The following is a 23,879-nucleotide window of genomic DNA, read 5'->3' as shown; positions in this document are numbered from 1 at the left end:
TGGCGGGGAATTCGGACACGCCGAAGAGGACCCCGCCAGGGGTACGTCGTAGGGAGTTGGTTGACCGCTCTGGGGGTCTGCTGAGGGCAGTGCCCCGTTCAAGTGGCTCGGGCTACGTTAGGCGGGACGAGGGAGCGAGTCAAGTTGGGCGTTTACGAGGGCTGTGCGCGCGGTAGGGGCTGACGGTCGGGTCACCGGTGAGCCAGAAGCGGTACGGGTGGTGGGCGCCGGCGCCGCCCACCCCGGTGCGGGGGCCGCTGCTCACCAGGCCGGGCGGGGTCGCGGTGCCATGCAGGACCGACAAGGGGGAATCGGGGTCCGCGCACAGGTCCGTGCCGTCGAGGGAGCGGTCGATGTCCAGGGCCGTGGCCAGGCGGGCCGGGCCTTTGGCCAGTTCCCTCGGGTGCCTGGCCGAGACTCGGCGTTTGGCTGCCAGGTCCGCACCCACCGTCACCTCCCCCGCGCGCAGCAGGACCCCGCTCGCGTGTCCGGGCGGACCGCACACCAGGTTGAGGCTGAACCACATGCCGTAGATGAAATAGACGTACGCGTGTCCGGGCGGACCGAACATCGATGCGTTGCGGGCGGTGCGGCCGCGGTAGGCGTGCGAGCCCGGGTCGGCCTCGCCCTCGTACGCCTCGACCTCCGTGATGCGGAGTTCCAGGGGGCCGTCGGCGGTGCGGCGGACCAGGGTGCGGCCGAGGAGGTCGGGGGCCACCGCGAGGACCGGGCGGTCGAAGAAGGACCGCGCCAGGGGCGTACGGTCGGGGCGCGCGCTCATTCGGTCGAGCGTAGTGGACGGGCGCGCCTGCAACCGGGGCCCGTGGTTCCGCGTTGGTACGAGGTAGTTGGTAAGAAGAGGTGGGCGGGGCGCGCATGGCCGTGAGGCGTGCGGTGGGCCCGCCGTCAGGTCCTTAGATGCGTATCAGGGGAGTTTGAGCATGGGGTTCAGGAAGCTGTTCGCGAGCCTGGGTGCCGGTGGGGCGTCGGTGGACACCGTCATCACCGAGCCGAACGTCGTCCCGGGCGGGATCGTCCAGGGCGAGGTCCGGATCCAGGGCGGGTCCGTGGAGCAGCAGATCGAGGGGCTGTCCGTCGGTCTCCAGGCGCGCGTGGAGGTGGAGGGCGGCGACCAGGAGTACAAGCAGGACGTGGTCTTCACCAAGCAGCGTCTCGGGGGTGCCTTCCAGGTGCAGGCCGGTGCGCTGCACGTCGTGCCGTTCGGGCTGGAGATTCCGGCGGAGACGCCGATCACCCACTTCGGGGGGCAGCCGCTGCACGGGATGAGCATCGGGGTCAGCACGGAGCTGGAGATCGCGCGGGCGGTCGACGCGGGCGACCTGGACGCGATCAACGTGCACCCGGTGCCGGCGCAGCAGGCGATCCTCGACGCCTTCCGCCAGCTGGGCTTCACCTTCCGCAGCGCCGACATGGAGCGCGGGCACATCCGCGGGACGCGGCAGACGCTGCCGTTCTACCAGGAGATCGAGTTCCTGCCGCCGTCGCAGTACCGGGGGCTGAACCAGGTGGAGCTGACCTTCGTCTCCGACGGGCGGGAGATGGACGTCGTCCTGGAGATGGACAAGAAGCCGGGGCTGTTCAGCGAGGGCAGCGACACCTACCGCTGCTTCCAGGTCGGGCTGCACTCGTTCCAGGACACGGACTGGGCGGCGTACCTGAACCAGTGGATCGCCTCGGTGGGCTCCACCCGGAACTGGCTCTAGCCTCCTAGGCTCCTGTCAGGCAGCGCATCCGACCAGGTATCCGATCCAGGAGGGTCAGCAGTGACCGAGCAGAACAGGGCTCCTCTTCCGCACGACTTCCATCCCGAGGTGCCCGCCTTCACGGTGGTGAGCGAGGATCTGGCGCCGGGGGCCGAGCTGGGCGGGGCCCAGGTGCAGTCCGGTGGCAACACCTCGCCGCAGCTGCGGTGGGAGGGCTTCCCCGCCGGGACGAAGAGCTTCGCCGTGACGTGCTTCGACCCGGACGCGCCGACGGGCAGCGGGTTCTGGCACTGGGTGCTCTTCGACCTGCCGGTGTCGGTCACCGAGCTGCCGGCCGGGGCCGGCGGCGGGAAGTTCGAGGGGCTGCCGGCGGGGGCCGTGCACGTGCGGAACGACTACGGGACGAAGGACTTCGGCGGGGCGGCTCCGCCGGCCGGGGAGCGGCACCGGTACGTGTTCACGGTGTACGCGGTGGACCAGGAGAAGCTGGGGCCCGACGCGGACGTCTCTCCGGCCGTGGTCGGGTTCAACCTCCGGTTCCACACCCTCGGGCGGGCGCAGCTCGTCGGTGAGTACGGGTCCGCGGCCGGCTGATCGTCCGTACGGCGTCGCGGCTGCCGCCGCGGGCGCCGTTCCGTGCGCCCGCGCGCACGCCCTCCCGCTCGATCTTTCGCCGAGCGTTTGCCCGGTCCTGGTCTAAAGACGGCCTGGACCGGGCATTTTTATTGCGTTGTCCCGCGTGGCGCGCGCGGCCAGAGTGGTCGCGGGCCCTGCTGCCGGTGTGGTCGCGGGCCTGCACACGGGAGGTGGGCGAGATGCGGGACACGCTGGTGCTGAATGCGAGCTTCGAGCCGCTGTCGACGGTGACGCTGAACCGGGCCGTCGTCCTGGTGCTCCAGGCCAAGGCCGTCGTCGAGCAGTCGCACCCCGAGCTGCGTGTGCGTGCGGCCACCGTGGAGCTTCCGATGCCCCGGGTGATCAGGCTCTGCCGGTACGTCCGGGTGCCCTTCCGAAGACATGCCCCCTGGTCGCGGAGGGGGGTGCTGATCCGGGACCAGCACCGGTGCGCGTACTGCGGGAGGCGCGCGACGACCGTGGACCATGTACTGCCGCGGGCCCAGGGGGGCGGGGACACCTGGCTGAACACGGTGGCCTCGTGCGCCGAGGACAACCACCGCAAGGCGGCCCGGACCCCGGAGGAGGCGGGGATGCCCCTGCTCCGGAGGCCCTTCGTGCCCTCCCCGGCGGACGCGATGCTGCTGGCCCTGGGGGTGGCGGGGCAGGGCGCGCTGCCCGAGTGGCTGGAGCGCTCCGCCTAGGCCGTCTCGCCCGGATCGTGCCGGGCCGGCCGGGCGCCCGCGCCGAGGGGGCGTCCGGACCGGGTGTGGCGGGGCGCCGTAGCTCCGCTACGTCGCTCAGCGGACCAGCAGCTGGACGATCGCGATGATCCCGACGGTGACGATGACCGCGCGCAGGGCGGTCGGCGACAGGCGGCGGCCGACCTTGGCGCCGATCTGTCCGCCGATGGTGGAGCCGACCGCGATCAGCAGGACGGCGGTCCAGTCGAATTCGGCGACGAAGAGGAAGAGGACGGCGGCGATGCCGTTCACCATGGCGGCGACGACGTTCTTGACGGCGTTGATGCGCTGGAGGTCGTCGCGGAGCAGCAGGCCCATGAGGCCGACGTACAGGACGCCCTGGGCGGCGCCGAAGTAGCCGCCGTACGCGCTGGCGACGAGCATGCCGGAGAGCAGCGCGGGGCCGCCGTCGGGGTGTCCGGTGTCGCCTCCGGCGGCGTCCTGGCGGCGGCGCAGGGCCTTGGCGAGACGGGGCTGGAAGACGACGAGCACGAGGGCGAGTCCGATGAGGACGGGGACGATCGTGTCGAAGGAGTCGGACGGCAGGGTGAGCAGCAGGACGGCGCCCGCGAGTCCGCCGACGAGGGAGACCGAGCCGAGCCGCAGGATGCGGGCGCGCTGGCCCCGGAGTTCCTTGCGGTAGCCGATGGCTCCGCTGATGGAGCCGGGGACGAGGCCGAGGGTGTTGGAGACGTTGGCGGTGACCGGGGGCAGGCCGGTGGCCAGCAGCACCGGGAAGGTGATGAGGGTGCCGGAGCCGACGATGGTGTTGATGGTGCCGGCGCCGATTCCGGCGGCGAAGACTGCGAGTGATTCCCAGATGGACATGGGCGGGGCCATCCCCTTTGCATGAGTGGGTCGCCTCCCCGCCATGAAGGTCGAGGGGCCTCACCGATCATGCAACAGGGGACGGTCCGGTCAGTCGATGGGGGGCTGTTCGCGGCGCTCCTGGGGGGCGGGGCCGGCGCTGTTCCCGTTCGCGTGGCCGCTTCCGTCGCCCTTGCCGGAGTTCTGCGGGTTGAAGCCGGAGCCGCCGCCCATGGGGCCGAAGTTGCCCATGGCGCCGGAGAGGCCCTTGAGTGCGTCGCCGATCTCGCTGGGCACGATCCAGAGCTTGTTCGCGTCGCCTTCGGCGATCTTCGGGAGCATCTGGAGGTACTGGTAGGCGAGGAGCTTCTGGTCGGCGTCGCCGGCGTGGATGGACTCGAACACCGTGCGGATCGCCTGTGCCTCACCTTCGGCGCGCAGGGCGGCGGCCTTGGCGTCGCCCTCGGCGCGGAGGATGGAGGACTGCTTCTCGCCCTCGGCGCGCAGGATCTCGGACTGCCGGACGCCCTCGGCCTGGAGGATCGCGGCGCGCTTGTCGCGGTCGGCGCGCATCTGCTTCTCCATCGAGTCCTGGATGGAGGTCGGCGGCTCGATGGCCTTGAGCTCGACGCGGTTGACGCGGATGCCCCACTTGCCGGTGGCCTCGTCGAGGACGCCGCGCAGGGCCGCGTTGATCTCCTCGCGGGAGGTGAGGGTCCGTTCCAGGTCCATGCCGCCGATGATGTTGCGCAGGGTGGTGACGGTGAGCTGCTCGATGGCCTGGATGTAGCTGGCCACTTCGTAGGTGGCGGCCCGGGCGTCGGTCACCTGGTAGTAGATGACGGTGTCGATGTTGACGACCAGGTTGTCCTGGGTGATGACGGGCTGCGGCGGGAACGGGACGACCTGTTCGCGGAGGTCGATCCGGTTGCGGATCGAGTCGATGAACGGGACGACGATGTTCAGGCCCGCGTTGAGGGTGCGGGTGTAGCGGCCGAACCGCTCGACGATGGCGGCGCTGGCCTGCGGGATCACCTGGATCGTCTTGACCAGTGCGATGAAGACCAGAACCACCAGAATGATCAGGACGATGATGATCGGTTGCATGCGTTTCCCCGTGCCCTTCCGGCTGTCTGTGCTGCCCCGTTGAGCGGAGTCTCGCAGACCCGGGGGCCGCGAGTCGGCTGCTTCCCACATGACGGTCATACGAAGGTGGTTCGCGGTCATACGACGATAGTCGGTCGGTTCGTCGGTTCGTCCTACGGCGGTTCACATGACGACCGCGGTCGCCCCGTCGATCTCCACGACGTCGACGGACTGCCCCGGTTCGAAGCTGGTGTCCGCGTCGAGGGTGCGGGCGGACCAGATCTCGCCGGCGAGCTTGATGCGGCCGCCGGCGCCGTCGACGCGTTCGAGGACGACGGCGGATCTGCCCTTCAACGCGTCGATTCCGCTGCGGTGTTGGGGGCGCTGGTCGCGGTGGCGGTTGGCGATGGGGCGGACGACGGCGATGAGCGCGACCGAGACGGTCACGAAGACCAGGACCTGGGCCGTCACCCCCGCGCCGAGGGCGGCCGTGACGGCGGCCGCCACCGCGCCGACGGCGAACATGCCGAACTCCGGCATCGCGGTCAGGACGAGGGGAATGCCCAGTCCGACCGCGCCGATCAGCCACCACACCCATGCGTCGATGTCCACATGGTCATGGTAGGTCGGCGAGCGCGGTCGGGACAGGGGACGAGGGGGCCCGTACCGGGCGGCCCGTCCCCGGGTGCGGCTCAGCGCAGCGGCAGGCCCTGGGCGGTCCAGCGGTCGTTCCCGTTGCGCTCGACGACCAGCGGGAGGCCGAAGCAGAGGGAGAGGTTGCGCGAGGTGAGTTCGAGGTCGATGGGGCCCGCGGTGACGACCTTGCCCTGGCGGATCATCAGGACGTGGGTGAAGCCGGGGGCGATCTCCTCGACGTGGTGCGTGACCATGATCATGGAGGGCGCGAGCGGGTCGCGGGCGAGGCGGCCGAGGCGGCGCACGAGGTCCTCGCGGCCGCCGAGGTCCAGGCCGGCGGCGGGCTCGTCGAGGAGCAGCAGCTCGGGGTCGGTCATCAGGGCGCGGGCGATCAGCGTGCGCTTGCGCTCTCCCTCGGAGAGGGTGCCGAACTTCCGGTCGAGGTAGTCGGTCATCCCCAGCCGGTCGAGGAACGCACGGGCGCGCTGCTCGTCGATGTCCTCGTACTCCTCCTGCCAGGACGCCGTCATGCCGTAGGCGGCGGTGAGGACGGTCTGCAGGACGGTCTGCCGCTTGGGCAGCTTGTCGGCCATCGCGATGCCGGCGACGCCGATGCGGGGGCGCAGCTCGAACACGTCGACCTTGCCGAGGGTGCTGCCGAGAATGGCGGCGCTGCCCTTGGTGGGGAAGAGGTAGCTGGAGGCGAGGTTCAGCAGCGTGGTCTTGCCGGCGCCGTTGGGGCCGAGGATCACCCAGCGCTCCCCCTCCTTCACCGACCAGGAGACCTGGTCCACCAGAGCCCGGCCCTCGCGGACCACGGATACGTCCACCAGCTCCAGAACATCGCTCATGAGCGTGTTGTCACCCCTTGCAGTCACGGTTCTCTGTGCGCCGGCAGGCGCAGCCCCAGGGGAAAACCTACGCCACTCGGAGAGGGGTCCGGGGCCGGGGCCGGGTCCGGGGTGGGGTCCGTAGAGTTGGGGGATGCTTTTCGAACCACGTTCAGGGCGGCTGGCCGCCTGGGGGAACGCACTGCTGGCAGGTCTGGTCTCGCCCGACGAGGCCTCGATGTCGATCGTGGGCGAGGACGCCGTGCACCGGGTGGAGGGGTTGCCCGGGGAGCCGGGTCCGGTGGGGCTGACGTTGGCGCTGGGACGGATGCGGGCGCTGGGGGTGACGGGGCTGCGGGTGGCGCTGCCGGCGCCGGGGCATCCGCTGGGGCTGAGCGGGCCGCCGGAGTTCAACGCGCGGGCGCTGGACGCCGAGGAGGCGGTGGTGGCCGTGGGCGCGGCGGTGGGGCTGGTGCCGGAGGTGGCGGAGGCGGGCCCGTCGGGTGATGTGCACACCTCGGTGATCTGGCACTGCCTGCCGGTACGGGAGGCCCCGCCGGCGGACGTGCCGTCGCTGGGCGAGGCGGAGCGGGAGCTGGCGGAGGCGCTGCGCGAGGCGACGGCGGCGCTGACCCGGCTGGACGTGGCGGGGTCGGGTCCGGTGGCGGACGCGGCCCTGTCGGCGTACCGGGCGCGGGCGGAGGCCGGGCGCGAGGTGCTCGCGCCGGGGTATCCGCCGCGGGCGGTGCGGGTGCTGGCGCTGGCGCAGCGGGTGGACCTGCTGGTGTCCCTGGCGTACGAGCACGGTCCGGGCGGCGCGGTGGCCGCCTCGGAGATGGCGGCGCGGGCGGAGGCCCTGCGGCCGGTGGAGCGGGTGGCCCGGCGGGCGCTGGTGGCGGCGTACAACGCGCCGGTCGAGGAGCGCGAGCGGGGCCGCTAGGGCGGGGCCGCCGGGGGGGGGCCGGCCCTGCGTCCCGGAGTCGGGCGGGAACGGGGCGGCCCCGCTTCCCGGGGAGAGGGGGGAAGCGGGGCCGCGGGTACCGCGTCGGGGCGCCGGCCGGGTCCGGGTCCGGTGGAGCCGGGCGGACGGGCGGCGGCCCGCGTCACGGGTGGGTCAGAAGTTGACGCCGTGGTTGCCGAAGGCGCCGTTCAGCAGGCCGATCACGTTGACCGTGTTGCCCACCAGGTTCACGGGGACGTTCACGGGGACCTGGAGCAGGTTCCCGGAGGCCACGCCGGGCGAGTGCAGGGCCTCGCCCTCCGCCGACGCACCGCCGTGCGCCGAGGAGACACCGGCGCCGGCGGCGATGAGGCCGCCCGCGATCATGGTGACGGCTGCGGCCTTCTTGAAGTTCTTCACGTTTCTCGTCCTCCAGTACGTCGGCCGCGGCCAGCCGCCGCGACACGCCATGGAGAACGGCCACCCCGGCGCGGGGTTACGCCATGTGGGCTACATACACCCGACGGTATGAATCTCCGATCTACAGCTCGACGCTCCCGGGCGGGCCCGGCTGCGCCCCGGCCGGCCCCGCTCAGTCGGTGATCCCGTGCCTGACCGCCCACAACGCCGCCTGGGTGCGGTCCGAGACGTCCAGTTTCATCAGGATGTTCGAGACGTGCGTCTTGACCGTCTTCTCCGACAGGACGAGCGCCCGCGCTATCTCCCGGTTCGAGCGGCCGTCGGCGATCAGGGCGAGGACCTCCCGCTCCCGGTCGGTCAGCGTGCCGGCCCGGCCGGGCGCGGTGCCCTGCTCGTCCTGGGCCAGGAGGGTGGCCGCCACCTCCGGCTGCAGGAGGACGTGGCCGGCGTGGACGGAGCGGATGGCTCCGGCCAGGGCGTCGGGGTCGATGTCCTTGTAGACGTATCCGGCCGCGCCCGCCCGCAGGGCGGGGACCGCGGTGCGCTGCTCCGTGAAGCTCGTGACGATCAGCACGCGCGCCGGGTTCGCCCGGCCGCGCAGTTCGCGCAGGGCCCCGATGCCGTCGGTGCCCGGCATCTTGACGTCCATGAGGATGACGTCCGGCCGCAGCTCCTCGGCCCGTGCGACGCCCTCCTCGCCGTCGGCGGCCTCGCCGACCACCTCGATGTCGTCCTGCACCTCCAGGAAGGTGCGCAGGCCGCGCCGGACCACCTGGTGGTCGTCGACCAGCAGGACGCGGATCGGGCCGGGGGTGTCAGCCACCGGGAACCTCCATCTCGATCGTGGTGCCCTTTCCGGGCTCCGCGTGCACGGTGAGCCGGCCGCCGACGCCGCTCGCGCGGTCGCGCATGGAGACCAGGCCGAGGTGGCGACCCGCGCTGCGGACCGTACGGGGGTCGAAGCCGCGACCGGGGTCGCTGACCTCCAGGACCGCTCCCCCGGATGTCGTACGGGACAGCGTCACCGCGACCCGGTCGGCGCCGGAGTGGCGCAGGGCGTTGTGCAGGGCCTCCTGGGCCACGCGCAGCAGCGCCTCCTCCTGCGTCGCGGGCAGGGCCCGTACGCCGTCGCAGGAGAAGGTGACGCGTGCGGCGTGGGCACGGTCGAGGACCTGGACGTGGGTGCGCAGGGTGGCGACGAGCCCGTCCTCGTCGAGGGCGGCCGGGCGGAGCTCGGTCACGGCGGCGCGCAGCTCGTCGGCGGCCTCCGCGGCGAGGGCGGCGACCTGCTGGAGCTCGCCCTTGGCCCGGGCCGGGTCGCGGTCGACGAGGGCGGCGGCGGCCTGGGCGGTCAGGCGCAGGGAGAACAGCTTCTGGCTGACGGCGTCGTGCAGCTCGTGGGCGAGGCGGGAGCGCTCCTCGGCGATGGTGAGCTCGCGGCTGCGCTCGTAGAGCCGGGCATTGGTGAGGGCGATGGCCGCGTGCTGGGCGAGGAGGGAGAGGAGCTCCTCGTCCGCGTCGGTGAACCCGGCCCCGGCCCCGACGCCCCCGCCCTTGCCGTGCGCGCGCTTGTTCGCGAGGAAGAGGGCGCCGAGGTTCTCCTCGCCGTCGCGGATGGGCAGGCCGAGGAAGTCGGACATGTCGGGGTGGGCGGACGGCCAGCCCCCGAAGCGCGGGTCGCGCCGTACGTCGGCCAGTCGCTCGGGGGCGTCCTGGTGGAGCATCGCGGCCAGGATGCCGTGCTGGCGGGGCAGCGGACCGATGCGGCGCCACTGCTCCTCGCTGATGCCGTCCACGACGAACTGGGCGAAGCCGCCGTGGTCGTCCGGGACGCCCAGGGCCGCGTACTCGGCGTCCAGCAGCTCGCGGGCCGAGGCGACGATCGTGCGCAGCACGTCGCGCACCTCCAGCGTGCGGCTCATGGCGAGCAGCGCGGTGCTGACCGCGGCCAGGCCGCCGCGGTGTCCGCCGTGCACGGGAGTGGCTGTCATGAGTTCACCGTACTCGCGGCGCTGACCTGCGGAATCGGGCCGTGGTCCCGGGTCGGGGGGCCGCTGGGCCTACGACGTGAGGAGGGGGCGGGCGGGGTCCGGCCCCGCCTCGGGGAGGAGGGGCGGCGGCGCGCGGTCCCCCGCAGGTCGGACATTCGTGACGCGGAGCGTTGCAGCAGCAACTCTCGGTCAGATCGTCACCTGCCCGATGTGAGCCCGAGCATAGGACCCAGATCACTTACGAAGGTGCCTAGTGGACGGATAAAGACGGTGTCAGCACGGGCGCACCTAGCCGCCGGGCCGGGAATCCGGCCTGTCCTGAGCCCCCTGATCCACTAAGCGGGATCGTACGTCACACCGTTGCCAGGGGATTTTGCCGCCGCTAAGAATTGCTCCCGTCGCTCGCACTGCGCCGCGGATCCCCCGGGATCGACGCGGCGCTCTCCTGCGGACCCCGCTACACGAAGAGGTTGCCCCGCCATGTCTGCTTCCAGCACTCCCGGTCACAGTCGTCTGACGAAGGCACACAAGCTGTCCATCGCCGGTGTCGCCACGCTCGGTGCCGCCGCGCTCGCGTTCTCGCTCGTCCCCGCCGGGGCCGCCCAGAGCGAGAGCCAGACCATCTCCGCCGCCCCCGTGGCGTGGACGAAGGTCGTCGACGGCGCCCAGGCGCAGGCCGTACAGCAGCACCTCTCCGTGCAGCAGAGCGTCGCCGCCCTCCAGGGCAAGAAGGCCGACGACGCGGCCGCGGTGAAGGCCAAGGCGAAGGCCAAGGCCGAGGCCGCCGCCAAGAAGGCCCGCGCGGCCAAGGCCGCCGCGAGCCGCTCCGCGAACCGCGCCCCGGTCTTCGCGAACAACCTGGACGGCTGGATCAAGGAGGCCCTCCACATCATGAAGCGCGAGGGCATTCCCGGCAGCTACGCCGGCATCCACCGCAACGTGATGCGCGAGTCCAGCGGCAACCCGATGGCGATCAACAACTGGGACATCAACGCCCGCAACGGCATCCCCAGCAAGGGTCTGCTCCAGGTCATCGCGCCGACCTTCAAGGCGTACCACGTCAAGGGCACCAAGTTCGACCAGTACGACCCGGTCGCCAACATCGTCGCCGCGTGCAACTACGCGGCCGACCGCTACGGCTCCATGGACAACGTCAACAGCGCCTACTAGGCCCCCGGCGTTCCTCCCGCCCCCCATGCGCCTCAGGGCGGCACCCGTACGCGGGTGCCGCCCTGAGGCGTTCGTGCGGGGCCGCGGGCGGGCCTGCGGAGCCGGGCCCGTGGGCCCGCCGCGCTACTTGCCGGCGCGCATGACCTCCGGCTCGTGACGGCGCAGCAGGCGCTGCACCGCGAAGCCGCACGCGATGCCGAGGAGCAGCAGGACGGTGATGTCCAGGGTCCACTGGCCGACCGTGGCGTCCCAGAGCGGGTCGGTGTTGGTCGGGTTGTCGGCGTCCCACGGCGGCATGAGCACGCCGAGGTTCAGCGTGGTGCCGGCGGCGCCGATGGCCCAGCGGGAGGGCATCAGCCAGGCGAACTGCTCCAGGCCCGGGGAGTCGTAGACCTGGAAGAGGATGCCGGTGAAGACGACCTGGACGATCGCGAACATGACCAGCAGCGGCATCGTCTTCTCGGCGGTCTTCACCAGCGAGGAGATGACCAGGCCGAACATCATCGAGGTGAAGCCGAGCGCGATGACCGACAGGCAGATCTCCACGGCCGGCGGCATCAGCAGGCCCTCGGTGGGCAGGTCGCGCGGGTAGAAGCCGATCCCGCAGATGATCACGCCCTGGATGGCCGTGATGACGCCCAGGACGATCACCTTGGACATGAGGTACGCCGAGCGGGACAGGCCGGTCGCGCGTTCGCGCTCGTAGATCACCCGTTCCTTGATCAGCTCGCGGACCGAGTTGGCGGCTCCGGAGAAGCACATCCCGACCGCGAGGATCAGCATGATCGTTCCGGCGTCGCCGTTGAAGCGGGACGGGGCCACGGGCGGCGCGAGGCCGAACTTCGCGGGGATGACCGTGGAGACCACGCCCAGGACGGCGGGCAGGATCAGCATCAGGCCGATGAAGCCCTTGTCGGAGGCGATCACCGAGACGTAGCGGCGGATCAGCGTCCACAGCTGGGAGCCCCAGCCCTGCGGCTTGGGCGGGCGCATCTGCTGGTGCGGCGGCATCGCGACCGACTGCGGGGCGACGGCGTCGATGTCGGCGGCGTAGAGCTGGTAGTGCTGCGAGCCCTTCCAGCGGCCGGCCCAGTCGTAGTCGCGGTAGTTCTCGAAGGCCGAGAAGACGTCCGCCCACGTGCCGTAGCCGAAGAAGTTCAGCGCCTCGTCCGGCGGGCCGAAGTACGCGACCGAGCCACCCGGGGCCATGACCAGCAGCTTGTCGCAGATGGCCAGCTCGGCGACCGAGTGGGTGACGACGAGGACCGTGCGGCCGTCGTCGGCGAGGCCGCGCAGCAGCTGCATGACGTCGCGGTCCATGCCCGGGTCGAGACCGGAGGTCGGCTCGTCCAGGAAGATCAGCGAGGGCTTGGTGAGCAGCTCCAGGGCCACGGACACGCGCTTGCGCTGGCCGCCCGAGAGCGCGGTGATCTTCTTGTCCTTGTGGATGTCGAGCTTGAGCTCGCGCAGCACCTCGTCGACGCGGGCGGCGCGCTCGGACTCGGCGGTGTCGCCGGGGAAGCGGAGCTTGGCCGCGTACTTCAGGGCCGTGCGGACCCGCAGCTCCTTGTGCAGGATGTCGTCCTGCGGGACCAGGCCGATGCGCTGGCGCAGCTCCGCGAACTGCTTGTAGAGGTTGCGGTTGTCGTAGAGGACGTCGCCCTGGTTGGCCGGCCGGTAGCCGGTCAGCGCCTTGAGCAGGGTCGACTTGCCGGATCCGGACGGGCCGATGACGCCGATGAGCGACTTCTCCGGCACGCCGAAGGTGACGTCCTTGAGGATCTGCTTGCCGCCGTCGACGGTGACGGTGAGGTGGCGGGCCGAGAAGGAGACCTCGCCGGTGTCGACGAACTCCTCCAGCCGGTCGCCCACGATCCGGAAGGTCGAGTGGCCGACGCCGACGATGTCGTTCGGGCCGAGCAGCGCCGTACCGGACTTGGCCAGCGGCTGGCCGTTGACGTAGGTGCCGTTGTGGCTGCCGAGGTCACGGATCTCGAAGCGGCCGCCGGGCATCGAGCGGAACTCGGCGTGGTGGCGGGAGACCTGGAGGTCGGAGACGACCAGTTCGTTGTCCAGGGCGCGGCCGATCCGCATGACGTTGCCCAGCGAGAGCTGGTGGAACGTCGTCGGGCTGCGGTCGCTGTGGCCGGGAGCCGCCCCCTGCGCCGGGCCGGACGCGCCGGGGCCGCCGGACTGCTGGTGCGGGAGGTGGGCCTGCGGCTGGGCGGGCGCCTGCGGCGGAAGGCCGTGCTGCGGCTGGGCGTGCTGCGGCTGGGCGTGCTGCTGGTGCTGCTGATCCCAGGGCTGCTGCGGGGCCTGCTGCGGCTGCTGCGGGGCCGGGGCCTGGTAGGCCGGGGCCGCCTGCTGCGGGGCGTACGCCTGCTGCGCGGCCGACGCCTGGTACGCGGGGGCGACGGGGGCGACGGGGTTCAGTCGCGGCCCGTCCGTGGCGTTTCCGAGGTGGACCGGGGTGCCGGGCACGAGTTCGGCCAGCTGGACCCGGGCGCCGTGCACGTAGGTGCCGTTGGTGCTGCCGTGGTCCTCGATCCCCCAACCGCGGCCGTTCCAGCTGATCGTGGCGTGCCGCCACGAGACCCTGGCGTCGTCGATCACCACGTCCCCCTGGGGATCGCGCCCCAGCGAGTACGACCTGGACGGATCGAGCGTCCAGGTCCTTCCGTTCAGTTCCAGTACGAGTTCCGGCACTCCAGCCCCACTTAAGTCCCCCGAGAACCCCCCATGACGTCAGGGAGCCTAGGTATGGCGAACATCCGGGGGGAACTATTTCAGGCCCGCGCCCACATGGGGAATCCGGGCCGGACCGGGGTCCGCGCGCCCGGCCGCCGGGGCGGCCGAAAGCCTCCCGGAGCGTGCGATAGGGGACGTCCCGCCCGCGGCCGTCACGTTCGGCGACGGGCCGGCACGGCCCGCGGCCGGACCGCGGCCGGGACGCCGGGCGCGCGCGGCCCCGGAACCGGGGTCGATCGGGTGCGGCGCCGCGTTCAGGGAGTGGGACGGGGGTCCTGCCGGGGGTGCCGGGAAGATACGGTGAGCTCACCATGAGCGCATCGCAGACCTCCGACGTCCCCACCCTCCTCGTCAAGATCTTCGGCAAGGACCGTCCCGGGATCACCGCCGGGCTGTTCGACACCCTCGCCGCCTACTCCGTCGACGTGGTCGACATCGAGCAGGTCGTCACCCGCGGCCGCATCGTCCTGTGCGCCCTCGTCACCAGGCCCGTCGCCGGCAGCGAGGGCGACCTGCGGGCCACCGTGCACAGCTGGGCCGACTCCCTCAAGCTCCAGGCCGAGATCCTCTCCGGCACGGGCGACAACCGGCCGCGCGGCAGCGGGCGTTCCCACGTCACGGTGCTCGGGCACCCGCTCACCGCCGAGTCCACGGCCCAGATCGCCGCCCGGATCACCGCGACCGGCGGCAACATCGACCGCATCTTCCGCCTCGCCAAGTACCCGGTGACCGCGGTGGAGTTCGCCGTGTCGGGCACCGAGACCGAGCCGCTGCGCACCGCGCTGGCCACCTCCGCGGCGCACATCGGGGTGGACGTGGCCGTGGTCTCGGCCGGGCTGCACCGGCGGGCCCAGCGCCTCGTCGTCATGGACGTGGACTCCACCCTGATCCAGGACGAGGTCATCGAGCTGTTCGCGGCGCACGCGGGCTGCGAGGCCGAGGTCGCGGAGGTCACCGAGCGGGCCATGCGCGGCGAGCTCGACTTCGAGCAGTCGCTGCACGCCCGGGTGGCGCTGCTCGCCGGGCTGGACGCCTCGGTGGTGGACAAGGTGCGCGCCGAGGTGCAGCTGACCCCCGGCGCCCGGACCCTGATCCGTACGCTCAAGCGGCTCGGCTACCAGGTGGGCGTGGTCTCCGGCGGGTTCACCCAGGTCACGGACGACCTGCGGGAGCGGCTGGGGCTGGACTTCGCCGCCGCCAACACGCTGGAGATCGTCGACGGGAAGCTGACCGGGCGGGTCACGGGCGAGATCGTGGACCGGGCCGGCAAGGCCCGGCTGCTGCGCCGGTTCGCGGCCGAGGCGGACGTGCCGCTGTCGCAGACCGTGGCCATCGGGGACGGCGCCAACGACCTGGACATGCTGAACGCGGCCGGGCTGGGCGTGGCCTTCAACGCCAAGCCGGTGGTCCGCGAGGCCGCGCACACCGCGGTGAACGTGCCGTTCCTCGATGCGGTGCTGTACCTGCTCGGGATCACCCGCGAGGAGATCGAGGCCGCCGACCTGGCCTGATCCGCACCCGTCCTGCCCCGCCCCGCGGACCGGGACGGCCGTACGCGGTGCGCGCGCACCGCGTACGCATGGGGCCCCGGCGGGCAGCGCGCCCGCCGGGGCCCCATGCGTGTTCGCGCGGGCCTCCGACGTCAGTGTTCCTTGGGGGTCCAGAAGTCGACCAGCGTGCCCACCCCGTGCTCCAGCGTCTTCCACGGGCCGGTGAAGGAGACGACGGCCAGCGCCGCGGTGGGGAAGCCCGTACGGGTCATCCGGGCCAGGGTGTCGCCCTCGGCGCTGCCGGAGAGGGCGTCGGCGAGGGCGTGCACGCCCGGGTTGTGGCCGATGAGGAGCAGGTCGGAGACCTCGTCGGGGGTTTCGTTCAGCAGGGCGATCAGCTCGCCGAGCGAGGCGTCGTAGATCCGCTCCTCGTACGAGGTCTTCGGCCGGTGCGGCAGCTCTTGGACGGCCAGTTTCCACGTCTCGCGCGTGCGGGCGGCGGTGGAACAGAGGGCCAGGTCGAAGGCGATGCCGGTCTCGGCCAGCTTCAGACCGGCGGCCGGGGCGTCCTTGCGGCCTCGCTCCGCCAGCGGCCGGTCGTGGTCGGACACCTCGGGCCAGTCGGCCTTGGCGTGCCGGAGGAGGGCGATCCTGCGGGGTGTGTCGGCGCTCATGACTCCCAGCTTCGCACGAAACGGGCCACGGGGCGCAGGGTGTTGGGAGGCCGGCCGGCCGCTACGGGGCGCGTGTGGCGCGTACGGGGGCGCGGGGGTCAGCCGACGGCGCGCAGGAGCTGTTCCGCGACCTGGACCAGGCCCGGGCCGGCCCCCTCCCCGGAGGCGGCGCGGGCTTCGCCGGACCCGGCGAGGAGCAGCAGGAGCAGGCCGAAGGCGAGTGCGGGCAGGGCCAGGGCCCACCAGTGCAGCCGGGCGTCGGCGCCGGTACGGGACGCGCGCGGGCGCGCCGATGCGATGCGCGGCGGGAGCGGCCGGGAGTGCGGGGCGGCCGGGAGGGGCCGGGTGTGCGTGGGGGCCGACATGGCCGCCTCCGTGGGTGCGCGGGCGGGACGTTCTCGCTGCCTTCGAATCTATGGATCCGACGGCGCGCTTCCCATCCGGGGCACACCCCACTTCACCCTGAGCCCTGCCCCCTAGGGGTGGTGGGGTTATCCCCACCACCCGCCCGGTGTCAGGGGGAGGCGATGGTCGCGATGATCGCGATGACCACGGTCACCAGCATCATCGCGCCGAAGACGAGGCCGAGCTTGCGGCGGCCGTTCTGCGGGTTCGGTTCAAGTACGGGCGACATGCCGATCAGTCTCGCACGCCGCATTCGTCCTCGATCGTCCGGTCCCGGCCCGCCAGCACGCCCAGGGCGATCTGCGGGACGAGCAGGGCGGCCATCAGGGCGAGCGGGAGGTCCCAGCCGCCGCTGTGCTGGTAGAGGGTGCCGATGAGGAGCGGGCCGGGGATGGAGATGAGGTAGCCGGTGCTCTGGGCGAAGGCGGAGAGCTTGACGACGCCGGCCGGGGACTTGGCGCGCAGTCCGATCATCGTGATGACGAGGGGGAAGGCGCAGTTCGAGATGCCGAGCAGCAGGGCCCAGGCCCAGGCGCCGGCGGCGGGGGCGAGGTAGAGCCCGAGGTAGCCGGCGAGGCCGAAGACGCCGAGGACGGCGGCGATGGCGCCCTGGTTCCTCATCCGGGCGGCCAGGCCGGGGATGACGAAGGCGAGCGGGACGCCCATGACCATGGTGACGGCGAGGAGCACGCCGGCCGTGGAGGCGGAGACCCCGGCGTCGCGGAAGATCTGCGGGAGCCAGCCCATGGTGACGTACGCGCCGGTGGCCTGGAGGCCGAAGTAGCAGGCCAGGGCCCAGGCGGTGCGGCTGCGGACGATGCGCGGGCCGGCGTCGGTCCGTGCGGCGGGCCCGTCGGCGGACGCCTGGGCCGCCGCCCGCTCGGCCCGGCGGGACGCGCGGGCGACGGGCAGCCAGGGCAGTACGGCGGCCAGCGCGAGCACGGCCCAGACCAGCAGGCCGGTGCGCCAGCTGCCGCCGAGGGCGTCGGTGAGCGGGACGGTCGCGGCGGCGGCGAGGGAGGTGCCGGCGGCCAGGGCCATGGAGTAGAGGCCGGTCATGGTGCCGACGCGGTCGGGGAAGTAGCGCTTGACGATGACCGGCAGCAGCACGTTGGTCAGGGCTATGCCGGCCAGGGAGAGCGCGCTGGCGGCGAGGAAGCCGACGGCGTTGTCGGCGAAGGGCCGGATCAGCAGGCCCGCGGCGACGGCGGCCATGCCGGCGCAGACGACGGCGGCGGGGCCGAAGCGGCGGGAGAGCCGGGGGGCGGTGACGCCGAAGACGGCGAAGCACAGGGCCGGGACGGAGGTGACCAGGCCGGCGACGGTGCCGCTCATGCCGAGGCCCGTGCGGGTCTCCTCGAAGAGGGCGCCGAGGCTGGTGATGGCGGGCCGCAGGTTGAGGGCGGCCAACACGATTCCGACGATGAGCACCGGACCGAGCCACGTCGGGGCGACGTGGGCGGGGACGGGAAGGCGCTGGTCGGCGGGGGTGCGCACGACCTGCGGGCGGTTCAGGGTCTGGATATCTTCGTCGGACATTGAACCATCATAGAATCATGGGATGATTGGTTGTCCAGTCGTGCGCGCCGTTCTTGAGAGGAACCCATGCCGCTGACCTCGCCCCGCCGCTCCGCGCTCGTCGACCAGGTGATCGCCCAGCTGCGGAACCAGATCACCTCCGGCGAGTGGCCGGTCGGCTTCCGCATCCCGACGGAACCGGAGCTCGTCGAGCTCTTCGGCGTCGCCCGCAACACCGTCCGCGAGGCCGTGCGGGCCCTGGCCCACAACGGGCTGCTCGACATCCGCCAGGGCTCGGGCACCTACGTCATCGCGACGAGCGAGCTGGCCGGGGTGATGCACCGCCGCTTCGCGGGCGCCGAGCCGCGGCACATCGCGGAACTGCGCTCGACCCTGGAGTCCTCGGGGGCCCGGCTGGCGGCGGAGCGGCGGACCGAGCGGGACCTGGCCCAGCTCGACGCGCTGCTGGCGCGGCGCGAGGAGGCCTGGGCGAGCGGGGACACCGAGCGCTTCGTGGCGGCGGACGTGAGCCTGCACATGGCGGTGGTGACCGCCTCGCACAACGACGTGCTGATCGAGCTGTACGCGGACCTCGGCGACCTGGTCGCGGACTGGTTGCGGGGCGACGTGGGCGCGGTGCTCGACCCCGCGGCCCACCTGGACCACGCCCGCCTGATCGACGCGATCCGGCGCGGGGACGGCGACGCGGCCGCCTCGGAGGCCGCCGGGTACCCCTTCGTCTGCCTGAGCCGCGGGCGGGCCGTCCCCTCCGGCTGAGGGTGGGGGCGGCGCGGGCCGGGCGGTCGGCGGGCCGGCCGGCGCCGTCAGGGGCGCCGGTGGGTGACCCAGGCCGCGCGGACCTCCTTCCAGCAGCGGCCGGTGAGCTCGACCCGGCCGGCCGGGTCCACGGCGACCGCGGCGCCGTCCCCGTCCACGTCCCACCAGCGGTCGCACTCCACGTGCAGCCGCAGCAGGTCGGTCTCCGGATAGCCGTTCTGGCAGTACGCCGTCACGGTGGAGCCGTCGATCTCGGTGTCGCAGTCGGCGCCGAAGAGCCGGCCGCCGCCGGGCCGGGCGGGCTGGGCGGGGGGCTCGTCGGGGATCGCTGCCAGGTCCACCACCGCGGAGGCGGCGGGGGGCAGGACGGGGACCGCGGCCTCCGGGCCGGGTGCGGGGTCGGCTCCCGCGGGTCGCGCGGCCGCTCCGGGGGCCAGGAAACCGGTCAGGATCACCGAGGTGACCAGCAGCGAAACGGCTCGGCTCGGCCTGGCGCGCACGCCCGTACCTCCTCCCCGCAGGAGCCGGGACGTTCCCGACTCGGCCAGTTTGCAGGCATATGTCTGGGTTTTCGACTCGGATAGCGCCCTTCCGACGGTGAACATGCGAGCGACCGGAGGACCGCGGGCCGCTGTCCGCACCGCGAAAACGGCGGCGGCCGCACCCTCCGGGAAGGAGGGCGCGGCCGCCGCCGTACGTGCGGGAGGGGCCGTCAGGCACCCATCGCGTGCAGACCGCCGTCCACGTGGACGATCTCACCGGTGGTCTTGGGGAACCAGTCCGAGAGCAGGGCCACGACGCCCTTGCCCGCCGGCTCCGGGTCGCTCATGTCCCACTCCATCGGGGAGCGGTGGTTCCAGACGTCCGCCAGTTCCGTGAAGCCGGGGATCGACTTCGCGGCCATGGAGCCGATCGGACCGGCCGAGACCAGGTTGCAGCGGATCTTCTCCTTGCCCAGGTCGCGGGCGAGGTAGCGGCTGGTGGCCTCCAGCGCGGCCTTGGCCGGGCCCATCCAGTCGTACTGCGGCCACGCGAACTGCGCGTCGAAGGTGAGGCCGACGACCGCGGCGCCCTCGTTCTCCGGGAAGAGCGGCTTGCAGGCCATGGTCAGCGACTTCAGCGAGAACGCCGAGACGTGCATGGCGGTCGCGACCGACTCGAACGGGGTGTTCAGGAAGTTGCCGCCGAGGGCGTCCTGCGGTGCGAAGCCGATCGAGTGGACGACGCCGTCGAGGCCGCCGAGCTCGGCGCGGACCAGGCCCTCCAGGCGCGCGAGGTGCTCGTCGTTGGTGACGTCGAGCTCGATGACCTTGGCGGGCTTGGGCAGCTTGCGGGCGATGCGCTCCGTCAGCGTCGGCCGCGGGAAGGCGGTGAGGATGACCTCGGCGCCCTGCTCCTGGGCGAGGCGGGCGGTGTGGAACGCGATGGAGGACTCCATCAGCACTCCGGTGATGAGGACGCGCTTGCCCTCGAGGATTCCGCTCATGGTGATCAGTGACCCATGCCCAATCCGCCGTCAACGGGAATGACGGCTCCGGTGATGTACGCGGCGTCGTCGGACGCCAGGAAGCTGACGGCGGCCGCGATCTCCTCGGGCTGCGCGTACCGGCCGAGCGGCACCTGGCCCACGATGCCGGCGCGCTGCTCGTCCGTGAGCACCTTCGTCATGTCGGTGTCCACGAAGCCGGGGGCGACCACGTTGAAGGTGATGTTGCGCGAGCCGAGTTCACGGGCGAGCGAGCGGGCGAAGCCGACCAGCGCCGCCTTGGAGGCGGCGTAGTTGGCCTGTCCCGCCGAGCCCAGCAGCCCGACCACCGAGGAGATCAGGACGACGCGGCCCTTCTTGGCACGGAGCATGCCACGGTTCGCCCGCTTGACCACCCGGAAGGTACCCGTGAGGTTGGTGTCGACGACCGAGGCGAAGTCCTCCTCGGACATCCGCATCAGCAGGGTGTCCTTGGTGATGCCGGCGTTGGCCACCAGCACCTCGACGGCGCCGTGGGCGTCCTCGATCTGCTTGTAGGCCTGCTCCACCTGGTCGGAGTCGGTGATGTCGCAACGGACCGCCAGGACGCCGAGCGAGGTGAGCGCCTCCGGCGGCTCTCCCGAGCGGTACGTGATCGCGACCTTGTCTCCGGCCTCCGCGAAGGCACGGGCGATGGCGAGGCCGATGCCCCGGTTTCCTCCGGTGACGAGAACCGAGCGGCTCAACGGATCACCCTTTCGCTAGCGGTCTGAATACCAAAAACCTATAGGTCGCACCCGGTGTACGGAGAATCGAGCTCCGACAGGGCCACGGGACCCGCTCTGTCGAGTCCCTACAGAAAGATGTAGGCACGAGGGCCCCGGGCGCGACATGATCGGGGCGACCGGCCCCGACCCCGGGAGGACTTCCGTGCCCCATTCCATCGACGCGGCCTTCACCGCGCTGCCCCTGCGGGCGCTCGCCGACGCGGCGCTCGCCCGGGCCCGCGCGCTGGGCGCCGAGCATGCCGACTTCCGGCTGGAGCGGATCCGCAGCGCCTCCTGGCGGTTGCGGGACGCCAAGCCCTCCGGCGGCTCCGACAGCACCGACCTCGGATTCGCGGTCCGGGTGGTGCACGGGGGCAGTTGGGGGTTCGCCTCCGGCGTCGACCTGACCATGGACGCCGCCGCCAAGGTGGCCTCGCAGGCCGTGGCCATGGCGAAGCTGTCCGCCCAGGTGATCAGGGCGGCCGGGTCGGACGAACGGGTGGAGCTCGCCGACGAGCCGGTGCACGCCGACAAGACGTGGATCTCCGCCTACGACGTGGACCCCTTCGGGGTGCCGGACTCCGAGAAGGCCGCCCTGCTCGCCGACTGGAGCGCGCGGCTGCTGGCGGCCGAGGGGGTCGCGCACGTGGACGCCTCGCTCCTCGCCGTCCACGAGAACAAGTTCTACGCCGACACCTCGGGCACCTCGACGACGCAGCAGCGCGTGCGCGTGCACCCGCAGCTGACGGCCGTCGCCGTCGACGCCACCACCGGCGAGTTCGACTCCATGCGCACCATCGCCCCGCCCGCCGGGCGCGGCTGGGAGTACCTGACCGGCACCGGCTGGGACTGGGGCGCGGAGCTGGAGCGCATCCCCGGCCTGCTGGCGGAGAAGATGCGGGCCCCGAGCGTCGAGGCCGGGCGCTACGACCTGGTCGTGGACCCCTCCAACCTGTGGCTGACCATCCACGAGTCCATCGGCCACGCCACCGAGCTCGACCGGGCGCTGGGCTACGAGGCGGCGTACGCGGGGACCTCCTTCGCCACCTTCGACCAGCTGGGCGCGCTCAAGTACGGCTCCTCGATCATGAACGTGACGGGCGACCGCACGGCCGAGCACGGCCTGGCGACGATCGGCTACGACGACGAGGGCGTGGCGGCCCAGAGCTGGGACCTGGTCAAGGACGGCACCCTGGTCGGCTACCAGCTGGACCGGCGGATCGCGAAGCTGACCGGCCTCGGGCGCTCCAACGGCTGCGCGTACGCCGACTCCCCCGGGCACGTGCCCGTGCAGCGCATGGCGAACGTCTCGCTCCGGCCGGATCCGGGCGGGCTCTCGACGGAGGACCTGATCGGCGGGGTGGAGCGCGGGATCTACGTGGTCGGCGACCGGTCCTGGTCGATCGACATGCAGCGCTACAACTTCCAGTTCACCGGACAGCGCTTCTTCCGCATCGAGAACGGCCGGCTGGCCGGGCAGCTGCGCGACGTGGCGTACCAGGCCACGACCACCGATTTCTGGGGCTCGATGGAGAAGGTCGGCGGCCCGCAGACCTACGTCCTGGGCGGCGCCTTCAACTGCGGCAAGGCCCAGCCGGGCCAGGTCGCGTCGGTCTCGCACGGCTGCCCGTCCGCGCTGTTCCGCGACGTGAACATCCTGAACACCACGCAGGAGGCCGGCCGATGAGCCGAACCAAGCCGCACGAGATCGTCGAGCGCGCGCTGGAGCTGTCCACGGCGGACGGCTGCGTCGTCATCGCGGACGAGGAGTCGAGCGCCAACCTGCGCTGGGCCGGCAACGCCCTCACCACCAACGGCGTCACCCGAGGCCGGACCCTGACGGTCATCGCCACGGTCGACGGCGGGGAGGGCACCGCGTCGGGCGTCGTCACCCGCTCCGCGGTCACCGCCGCGGACCTTGAGCCGCTGGTCCGGGCCGCCGAGGCGGCCGCGCGGGGCGCGGGTCCGGCCGAGGACGCGCAGCCGCTGGTGACCGGGACCCCGGCCTCGCCGGACTTCGCCGACGGGCCGGCCGAGACCTCCTCGGCGGTGTTCGCGGACTTCGCGCCGGCCCTCGGCGAGGCCTTCGCCCGGGCCCGCGCGGGCGGCCGGGAGCTGTACGGCTTCGCCCACCACCAGCTGGTCTCCACGTACGTGGGCACCTCGACGGGGCTGCGGCTGCGGCACGACCAGCCGAACGGGACGCTGGAGCTCAACGCGAAGTCCCCGGACCGGCAGCGCTCGGCGTGGGCCGGACGCGCCACCCGGGACTTCAAGGACGTGGACCCGACCGTGCTGGACGCGGAGCTGGCCGTGCGGCTCGGCTGGGCGGAGCGGCGGATCGAGCTCCCCGCCGGCCGGTACGAGACGCTGCTGCCGCCCACGGCCGTCGCGGACCTGCTGATCTACCAGATGTGGTCGGCGGCGGCCCGGGACGCGGCCGAGGGCCGTACGGTCTTCTCCCGGCCCGGGGGCGGCACCCGGGTCGGCGACCGGCTGTCCCCGCTCCCGCTGACGCTGCGCAGCGACCCGGACGCGCCGGGGCTGGAGTCGGCGCCGTTCGTGATCGCGCACAGCTCCGGCGACGACGCCTCGGTCTTCGACAACGGCCTGCCGGTCCCCGCCACCGAGTGGATCGCCAACGGCGAGCTGGCCCGGCTGACGACGACCCGGCACAGCGCGGCGCTGACCGGGCTGCCGCTCTCCCCGGCCTTCGGGAACCTGATCCTGGACGGGGGCGGCGACCGGTCGCTGGAGGAGATGGTCGCGGGCACGGAGCGCGGCCTGCTGCTGACCTGCCTGTGGTACATCCGCGAGGTGGACCCGGCCACGCTGCTGCTCACCGGGCTGACCCGGGACGGCGTCTACCTGGTGGAGGACGGGCAGGTCGTCGGGGAGGTCAACAACTTCCGGTTCAACGAGTCCCCGGTGGACCTGCTGTCGCGGGCGACCGAGGCGGGGCGGACCGAGAGGACCCTGCCGCGGGAGTGGGGCGACTGGTTCACCCGGGCCGCGATGCCCGCGCTGCGCGTGCCGGACTTCAACATGAGCTCGGTCAGCAAGGGAGTCTGAC

At 72.5% G+C, this 23,879-nt stretch carries 25 protein-coding genes; 9 read left to right on the top strand and 16 right to left on the bottom strand.

Features of this window, described 5'->3' with window-relative positions:
* Positions 1 to 139: 139 nt before the first annotated feature.
* Complete coding sequence (locus CP968_RS25545; protein ID WP_150520232.1) at positions 140 to 781, bottom strand: DNA-3-methyladenine glycosylase; 642 nt, start codon at positions 779 to 781, stop codon at positions 140 to 142.
* A gap of 160 nt (positions 782 to 941) precedes the next feature.
* Here CP968_RS25545 and CP968_RS25540 point away from each other — a divergent pair, with 160 nt between their 5' ends.
* From CP968_RS25540 to CP968_RS25530, 3 genes are all read left to right on the top strand, one after another.
* Positions 942 to 1,724 (top strand): sporulation protein, encoded by a 783-nt coding sequence (locus tag CP968_RS25540; RefSeq protein ID WP_150520231.1) that lies wholly within the window; start codon positions 942 to 944, stop codon positions 1,722 to 1,724.
* 60 nt (positions 1,725 to 1,784) lie between these two features.
* Positions 1,785 to 2,318, top strand: a complete 534-nt coding sequence (locus CP968_RS25535) for a YbhB/YbcL family Raf kinase inhibitor-like protein (protein WP_150520230.1) — start codon at positions 1,785 to 1,787, stop codon at positions 2,316 to 2,318.
* A 221-nt stretch (positions 2,319 to 2,539) separates the two neighbouring features.
* The gene (locus tag CP968_RS25530; RefSeq protein ID WP_150520229.1) at positions 2,540 to 3,043 is read left to right on the top strand and encodes an HNH endonuclease; all 504 of its coding nucleotides are present in this window, start codon (positions 2,540 to 2,542) and stop codon (positions 3,041 to 3,043) included.
* A gap of 96 nt (positions 3,044 to 3,139) precedes the next feature.
* Here the strand turns inward: CP968_RS25530 and CP968_RS25525 are convergent, their stop codons facing one another.
* The 4 genes from CP968_RS25525 to CP968_RS25510 form a co-directional block, all read right to left on the bottom strand.
* Complete coding sequence (locus CP968_RS25525; protein ID WP_150520228.1) at positions 3,140 to 3,910, bottom strand: sulfite exporter TauE/SafE family protein; 771 nt, start codon at positions 3,908 to 3,910, stop codon at positions 3,140 to 3,142.
* A gap of 90 nt (positions 3,911 to 4,000) precedes the next feature.
* Complete coding sequence (locus CP968_RS25520; RefSeq protein ID WP_150520227.1) at positions 4,001 to 4,996, bottom strand: SPFH domain-containing protein; 996 nt, start codon at positions 4,994 to 4,996, stop codon at positions 4,001 to 4,003.
* Between the two features lie 162 nt (positions 4,997 to 5,158).
* Complete coding sequence (locus tag CP968_RS25515; protein ID WP_150520226.1) at positions 5,159 to 5,587, bottom strand: NfeD family protein; 429 nt, start codon at positions 5,585 to 5,587, stop codon at positions 5,159 to 5,161.
* Positions 5,588 to 5,667: 80 nt separating this feature from the next.
* Positions 5,668 to 6,462 carry an ABC transporter ATP-binding protein gene (locus tag CP968_RS25510; protein WP_150520225.1) on the bottom strand — a complete coding sequence of 265 codons (795 nt, stop codon included), beginning with the start codon at positions 6,460 to 6,462 and terminating at the stop codon, positions 5,668 to 5,670.
* Between the two features lie 133 nt (positions 6,463 to 6,595).
* Between CP968_RS25510 and CP968_RS25505 the strand changes: the two genes are divergently transcribed.
* On the top strand, positions 6,596 to 7,381 hold the full coding sequence (locus CP968_RS25505; RefSeq protein WP_150520224.1) for a hypothetical protein: 786 nt from the start codon (positions 6,596 to 6,598) through the stop codon (positions 7,379 to 7,381).
* Between the two features lie 174 nt (positions 7,382 to 7,555).
* Here CP968_RS25505 and CP968_RS25500 read toward each other — a convergent pair whose 3' ends face one another.
* The 3 genes from CP968_RS25500 to CP968_RS25490 all read right to left on the bottom strand — a co-directional run bounded on the left by CP968_RS25500 (position 7,556) and on the right by CP968_RS25490 (position 9,792).
* Positions 7,556 to 7,801: a chaplin gene (locus CP968_RS25500; RefSeq protein WP_150520223.1), complete on the bottom strand. Its 246-nt coding sequence runs from the start codon at positions 7,799 to 7,801 to the stop codon at positions 7,556 to 7,558.
* A 172-nt stretch (positions 7,802 to 7,973) separates the two neighbouring features.
* Positions 7,974 to 8,624 carry a response regulator gene (locus tag CP968_RS25495; protein ID WP_150520222.1) on the bottom strand — a complete coding sequence of 217 codons (651 nt, stop codon included), beginning with the start codon at positions 8,622 to 8,624 and terminating at the stop codon, positions 7,974 to 7,976.
* Positions 8,617 to 9,792 (bottom strand): GAF domain-containing sensor histidine kinase, encoded by a 1,176-nt coding sequence (locus tag CP968_RS25490; RefSeq protein WP_150520221.1) that lies wholly within the window; start codon positions 9,790 to 9,792, stop codon positions 8,617 to 8,619. The genes CP968_RS25495 and CP968_RS25490 overlap by 8 nt, the downstream gene beginning before the upstream one ends.
* Positions 9,793 to 10,272: 480 nt before the next feature.
* Between CP968_RS25490 and CP968_RS25485 the strand changes: the two genes are divergently transcribed.
* On the top strand, positions 10,273 to 10,962 hold the full coding sequence (locus CP968_RS25485) for a transglycosylase SLT domain-containing protein (protein WP_150520220.1): 690 nt from the start codon (positions 10,273 to 10,275) through the stop codon (positions 10,960 to 10,962).
* A gap of 123 nt (positions 10,963 to 11,085) precedes the next feature.
* Here the strand turns inward: CP968_RS25485 and CP968_RS25480 are convergent, their stop codons facing one another.
* Positions 11,086 to 13,668: an ABC transporter ATP-binding protein/permease gene (locus tag CP968_RS25480; protein ID WP_150520219.1), complete on the bottom strand. Its 2,583-nt coding sequence runs from the start codon at positions 13,666 to 13,668 to the stop codon at positions 11,086 to 11,088.
* Between the two features lie 353 nt (positions 13,669 to 14,021).
* Between CP968_RS25480 and serB the strand changes: the two genes are divergently transcribed.
* Complete coding sequence (gene serB / locus CP968_RS25475; RefSeq protein ID WP_150520218.1) at positions 14,022 to 15,221, top strand: phosphoserine phosphatase SerB; 1,200 nt, start codon at positions 14,022 to 14,024, stop codon at positions 15,219 to 15,221.
* A 131-nt stretch (positions 15,222 to 15,352) separates the two neighbouring features.
* Here the strand turns inward: serB and CP968_RS25470 are convergent, their stop codons facing one another.
* The 4 genes from CP968_RS25470 to CP968_RS25460 form a co-directional block, all read right to left on the bottom strand.
* Positions 15,353 to 15,874 carry a SixA phosphatase family protein gene (locus CP968_RS25470; protein ID WP_150520217.1) on the bottom strand — a complete coding sequence of 174 codons (522 nt, stop codon included), beginning with the start codon at positions 15,872 to 15,874 and terminating at the stop codon, positions 15,353 to 15,355.
* A gap of 98 nt (positions 15,875 to 15,972) precedes the next feature.
* Entirely contained in the window at positions 15,973 to 16,239 is a 267-nt protein-coding gene (locus CP968_RS25465; RefSeq protein ID WP_229886661.1) for a hypothetical protein, read from the bottom strand.
* Between the two features lie 149 nt (positions 16,240 to 16,388).
* Complete coding sequence (locus tag CP968_RS35405; RefSeq protein WP_268253292.1) at positions 16,389 to 16,508, bottom strand: SGM_5486 family transporter-associated protein; 120 nt, start codon at positions 16,506 to 16,508, stop codon at positions 16,389 to 16,391.
* Between the two features lie 5 nt (positions 16,509 to 16,513).
* Positions 16,514 to 17,818 (bottom strand): CynX/NimT family MFS transporter, encoded by a 1,305-nt coding sequence (locus tag CP968_RS25460; protein ID WP_150520216.1) that lies wholly within the window; start codon positions 17,816 to 17,818, stop codon positions 16,514 to 16,516.
* Positions 17,819 to 17,884: 66 nt separating this feature from the next.
* Here CP968_RS25460 and CP968_RS25455 point away from each other — a divergent pair, with 66 nt between their 5' ends.
* A complete protein-coding gene (locus CP968_RS25455; protein ID WP_150520215.1) occupies positions 17,885 to 18,574 on the top strand; it encodes a FadR/GntR family transcriptional regulator in 690 nt (229 codons plus the stop codon).
* A 47-nt stretch (positions 18,575 to 18,621) separates the two neighbouring features.
* On the opposite strand, the gene CP968_RS25450 is transcribed toward CP968_RS25455, so the two are convergent.
* The 3 genes from CP968_RS25450 to fabG form a co-directional block, all read right to left on the bottom strand.
* Positions 18,622 to 19,074: a hypothetical protein gene (locus tag CP968_RS25450; RefSeq protein ID WP_150520214.1), complete on the bottom strand. Its 453-nt coding sequence runs from the start codon at positions 19,072 to 19,074 to the stop codon at positions 18,622 to 18,624.
* A 212-nt stretch (positions 19,075 to 19,286) separates the two neighbouring features.
* A complete protein-coding gene (gene fabI, locus CP968_RS25445) occupies positions 19,287 to 20,060 on the bottom strand; it encodes an enoyl-ACP reductase FabI (protein ID WP_150520213.1) in 774 nt (257 codons plus the stop codon).
* Positions 20,061 to 20,065: 5 nt separating this feature from the next.
* Entirely contained in the window at positions 20,066 to 20,785 is a 720-nt protein-coding gene (gene fabG, locus CP968_RS25440) for a 3-oxoacyl-[acyl-carrier-protein] reductase (RefSeq protein ID WP_150520212.1), read from the bottom strand.
* A 184-nt stretch (positions 20,786 to 20,969) separates the two neighbouring features.
* Between fabG and CP968_RS25435 the strand changes: the two genes are divergently transcribed.
* Together CP968_RS25435 and CP968_RS25430 are read left to right on the top strand one after the other, a co-directional pair.
* Positions 20,970 to 22,493, top strand: coding sequence for a TldD/PmbA family protein (locus CP968_RS25435; RefSeq protein WP_150520211.1), 1,524 nt, complete (start codon positions 20,970 to 20,972; stop codon positions 22,491 to 22,493).
* Positions 22,490 to 23,878, top strand: a complete 1,389-nt coding sequence (locus tag CP968_RS25430; RefSeq protein ID WP_150520210.1) for a metallopeptidase TldD-related protein — start codon at positions 22,490 to 22,492, stop codon at positions 23,876 to 23,878. The genes CP968_RS25435 and CP968_RS25430 overlap by 4 nt, the downstream gene beginning before the upstream one ends.
* Position 23,879 lies beyond the last annotated feature (1 nt).

This window comes from Streptomyces subrutilus (assembly GCF_008704535.1).
Lineage (GTDB): Bacteria > Actinomycetota > Actinomycetes > Streptomycetales > Streptomycetaceae > Streptomyces > Streptomyces subrutilus.
Note: the sequence above shows the minus strand (reverse complement) of the source record. Positions and strands in the feature narration are given on the sequence as shown.

What these genes read in the sequence shown, in the direction of transcription:
- CP968_RS25545 (WP_150520232.1), bottom strand. Translation starts at nt 781, where the DNA reads ATGAGCGCGCGCCCCGACCGTACGCCCCTGGCGCGGTCCTTCTTCGAC.
- CP968_RS25540 (WP_150520231.1), top strand. Translation starts at nt 942, where the DNA reads ATGGGGTTCAGGAAGCTGTTCGCGAGCCTGGGTGCCGGTGGGGCGTCG.
- CP968_RS25530 (WP_150520229.1), top strand. Translation starts at nt 2,540, where the DNA reads ATGCGGGACACGCTGGTGCTGAATGCGAGCTTCGAGCCGCTGTCGACG.
- CP968_RS25525 (WP_150520228.1), bottom strand. Translation starts at nt 3,910, where the DNA reads ATGTCCATCTGGGAATCACTCGCAGTCTTCGCCGCCGGAATCGGCGCC.
- CP968_RS25520 (WP_150520227.1), bottom strand. Translation starts at nt 4,996, where the DNA reads ATGCAACCGATCATCATCGTCCTGATCATTCTGGTGGTTCTGGTCTTC.
- CP968_RS25510 (WP_150520225.1), bottom strand. Translation starts at nt 6,462, where the DNA reads ATGAGCGATGTTCTGGAGCTGGTGGACGTATCCGTGGTCCGCGAGGGC.
- CP968_RS25505 (WP_150520224.1), top strand. Translation starts at nt 6,596, where the DNA reads ATGCTTTTCGAACCACGTTCAGGGCGGCTGGCCGCCTGGGGGAACGCA.
- CP968_RS25490 (WP_150520221.1), bottom strand. Translation starts at nt 9,792, where the DNA reads ATGACAGCCACTCCCGTGCACGGCGGACACCGCGGCGGCCTGGCCGCG.
- CP968_RS25485 (WP_150520220.1), top strand. Translation starts at nt 10,273, where the DNA reads ATGTCTGCTTCCAGCACTCCCGGTCACAGTCGTCTGACGAAGGCACAC.
- serB (WP_150520218.1), top strand. Translation starts at nt 14,022, where the DNA reads ATGAGCGCATCGCAGACCTCCGACGTCCCCACCCTCCTCGTCAAGATC.
- CP968_RS25470 (WP_150520217.1), bottom strand. Translation starts at nt 15,874, where the DNA reads ATGAGCGCCGACACACCCCGCAGGATCGCCCTCCTCCGGCACGCCAAG.
- CP968_RS25465 (WP_229886661.1), bottom strand. Translation starts at nt 16,239, where the DNA reads ATGTCGGCCCCCACGCACACCCGGCCCCTCCCGGCCGCCCCGCACTCC.
- CP968_RS35405 (WP_268253292.1), bottom strand. Translation starts at nt 16,508, where the DNA reads ATGTCGCCCGTACTTGAACCGAACCCGCAGAACGGCCGCCGCAAGCTC.
- CP968_RS25460 (WP_150520216.1), bottom strand. Translation starts at nt 17,818, where the DNA reads ATGTCCGACGAAGATATCCAGACCCTGAACCGCCCGCAGGTCGTGCGC.
- CP968_RS25455 (WP_150520215.1), top strand. Translation starts at nt 17,885, where the DNA reads ATGCCGCTGACCTCGCCCCGCCGCTCCGCGCTCGTCGACCAGGTGATC.
- fabI (WP_150520213.1), bottom strand. Translation starts at nt 20,060, where the DNA reads ATGAGCGGAATCCTCGAGGGCAAGCGCGTCCTCATCACCGGAGTGCTG.
- CP968_RS25430 (WP_150520210.1), top strand. Translation starts at nt 22,490, where the DNA reads ATGAGCCGAACCAAGCCGCACGAGATCGTCGAGCGCGCGCTGGAGCTG.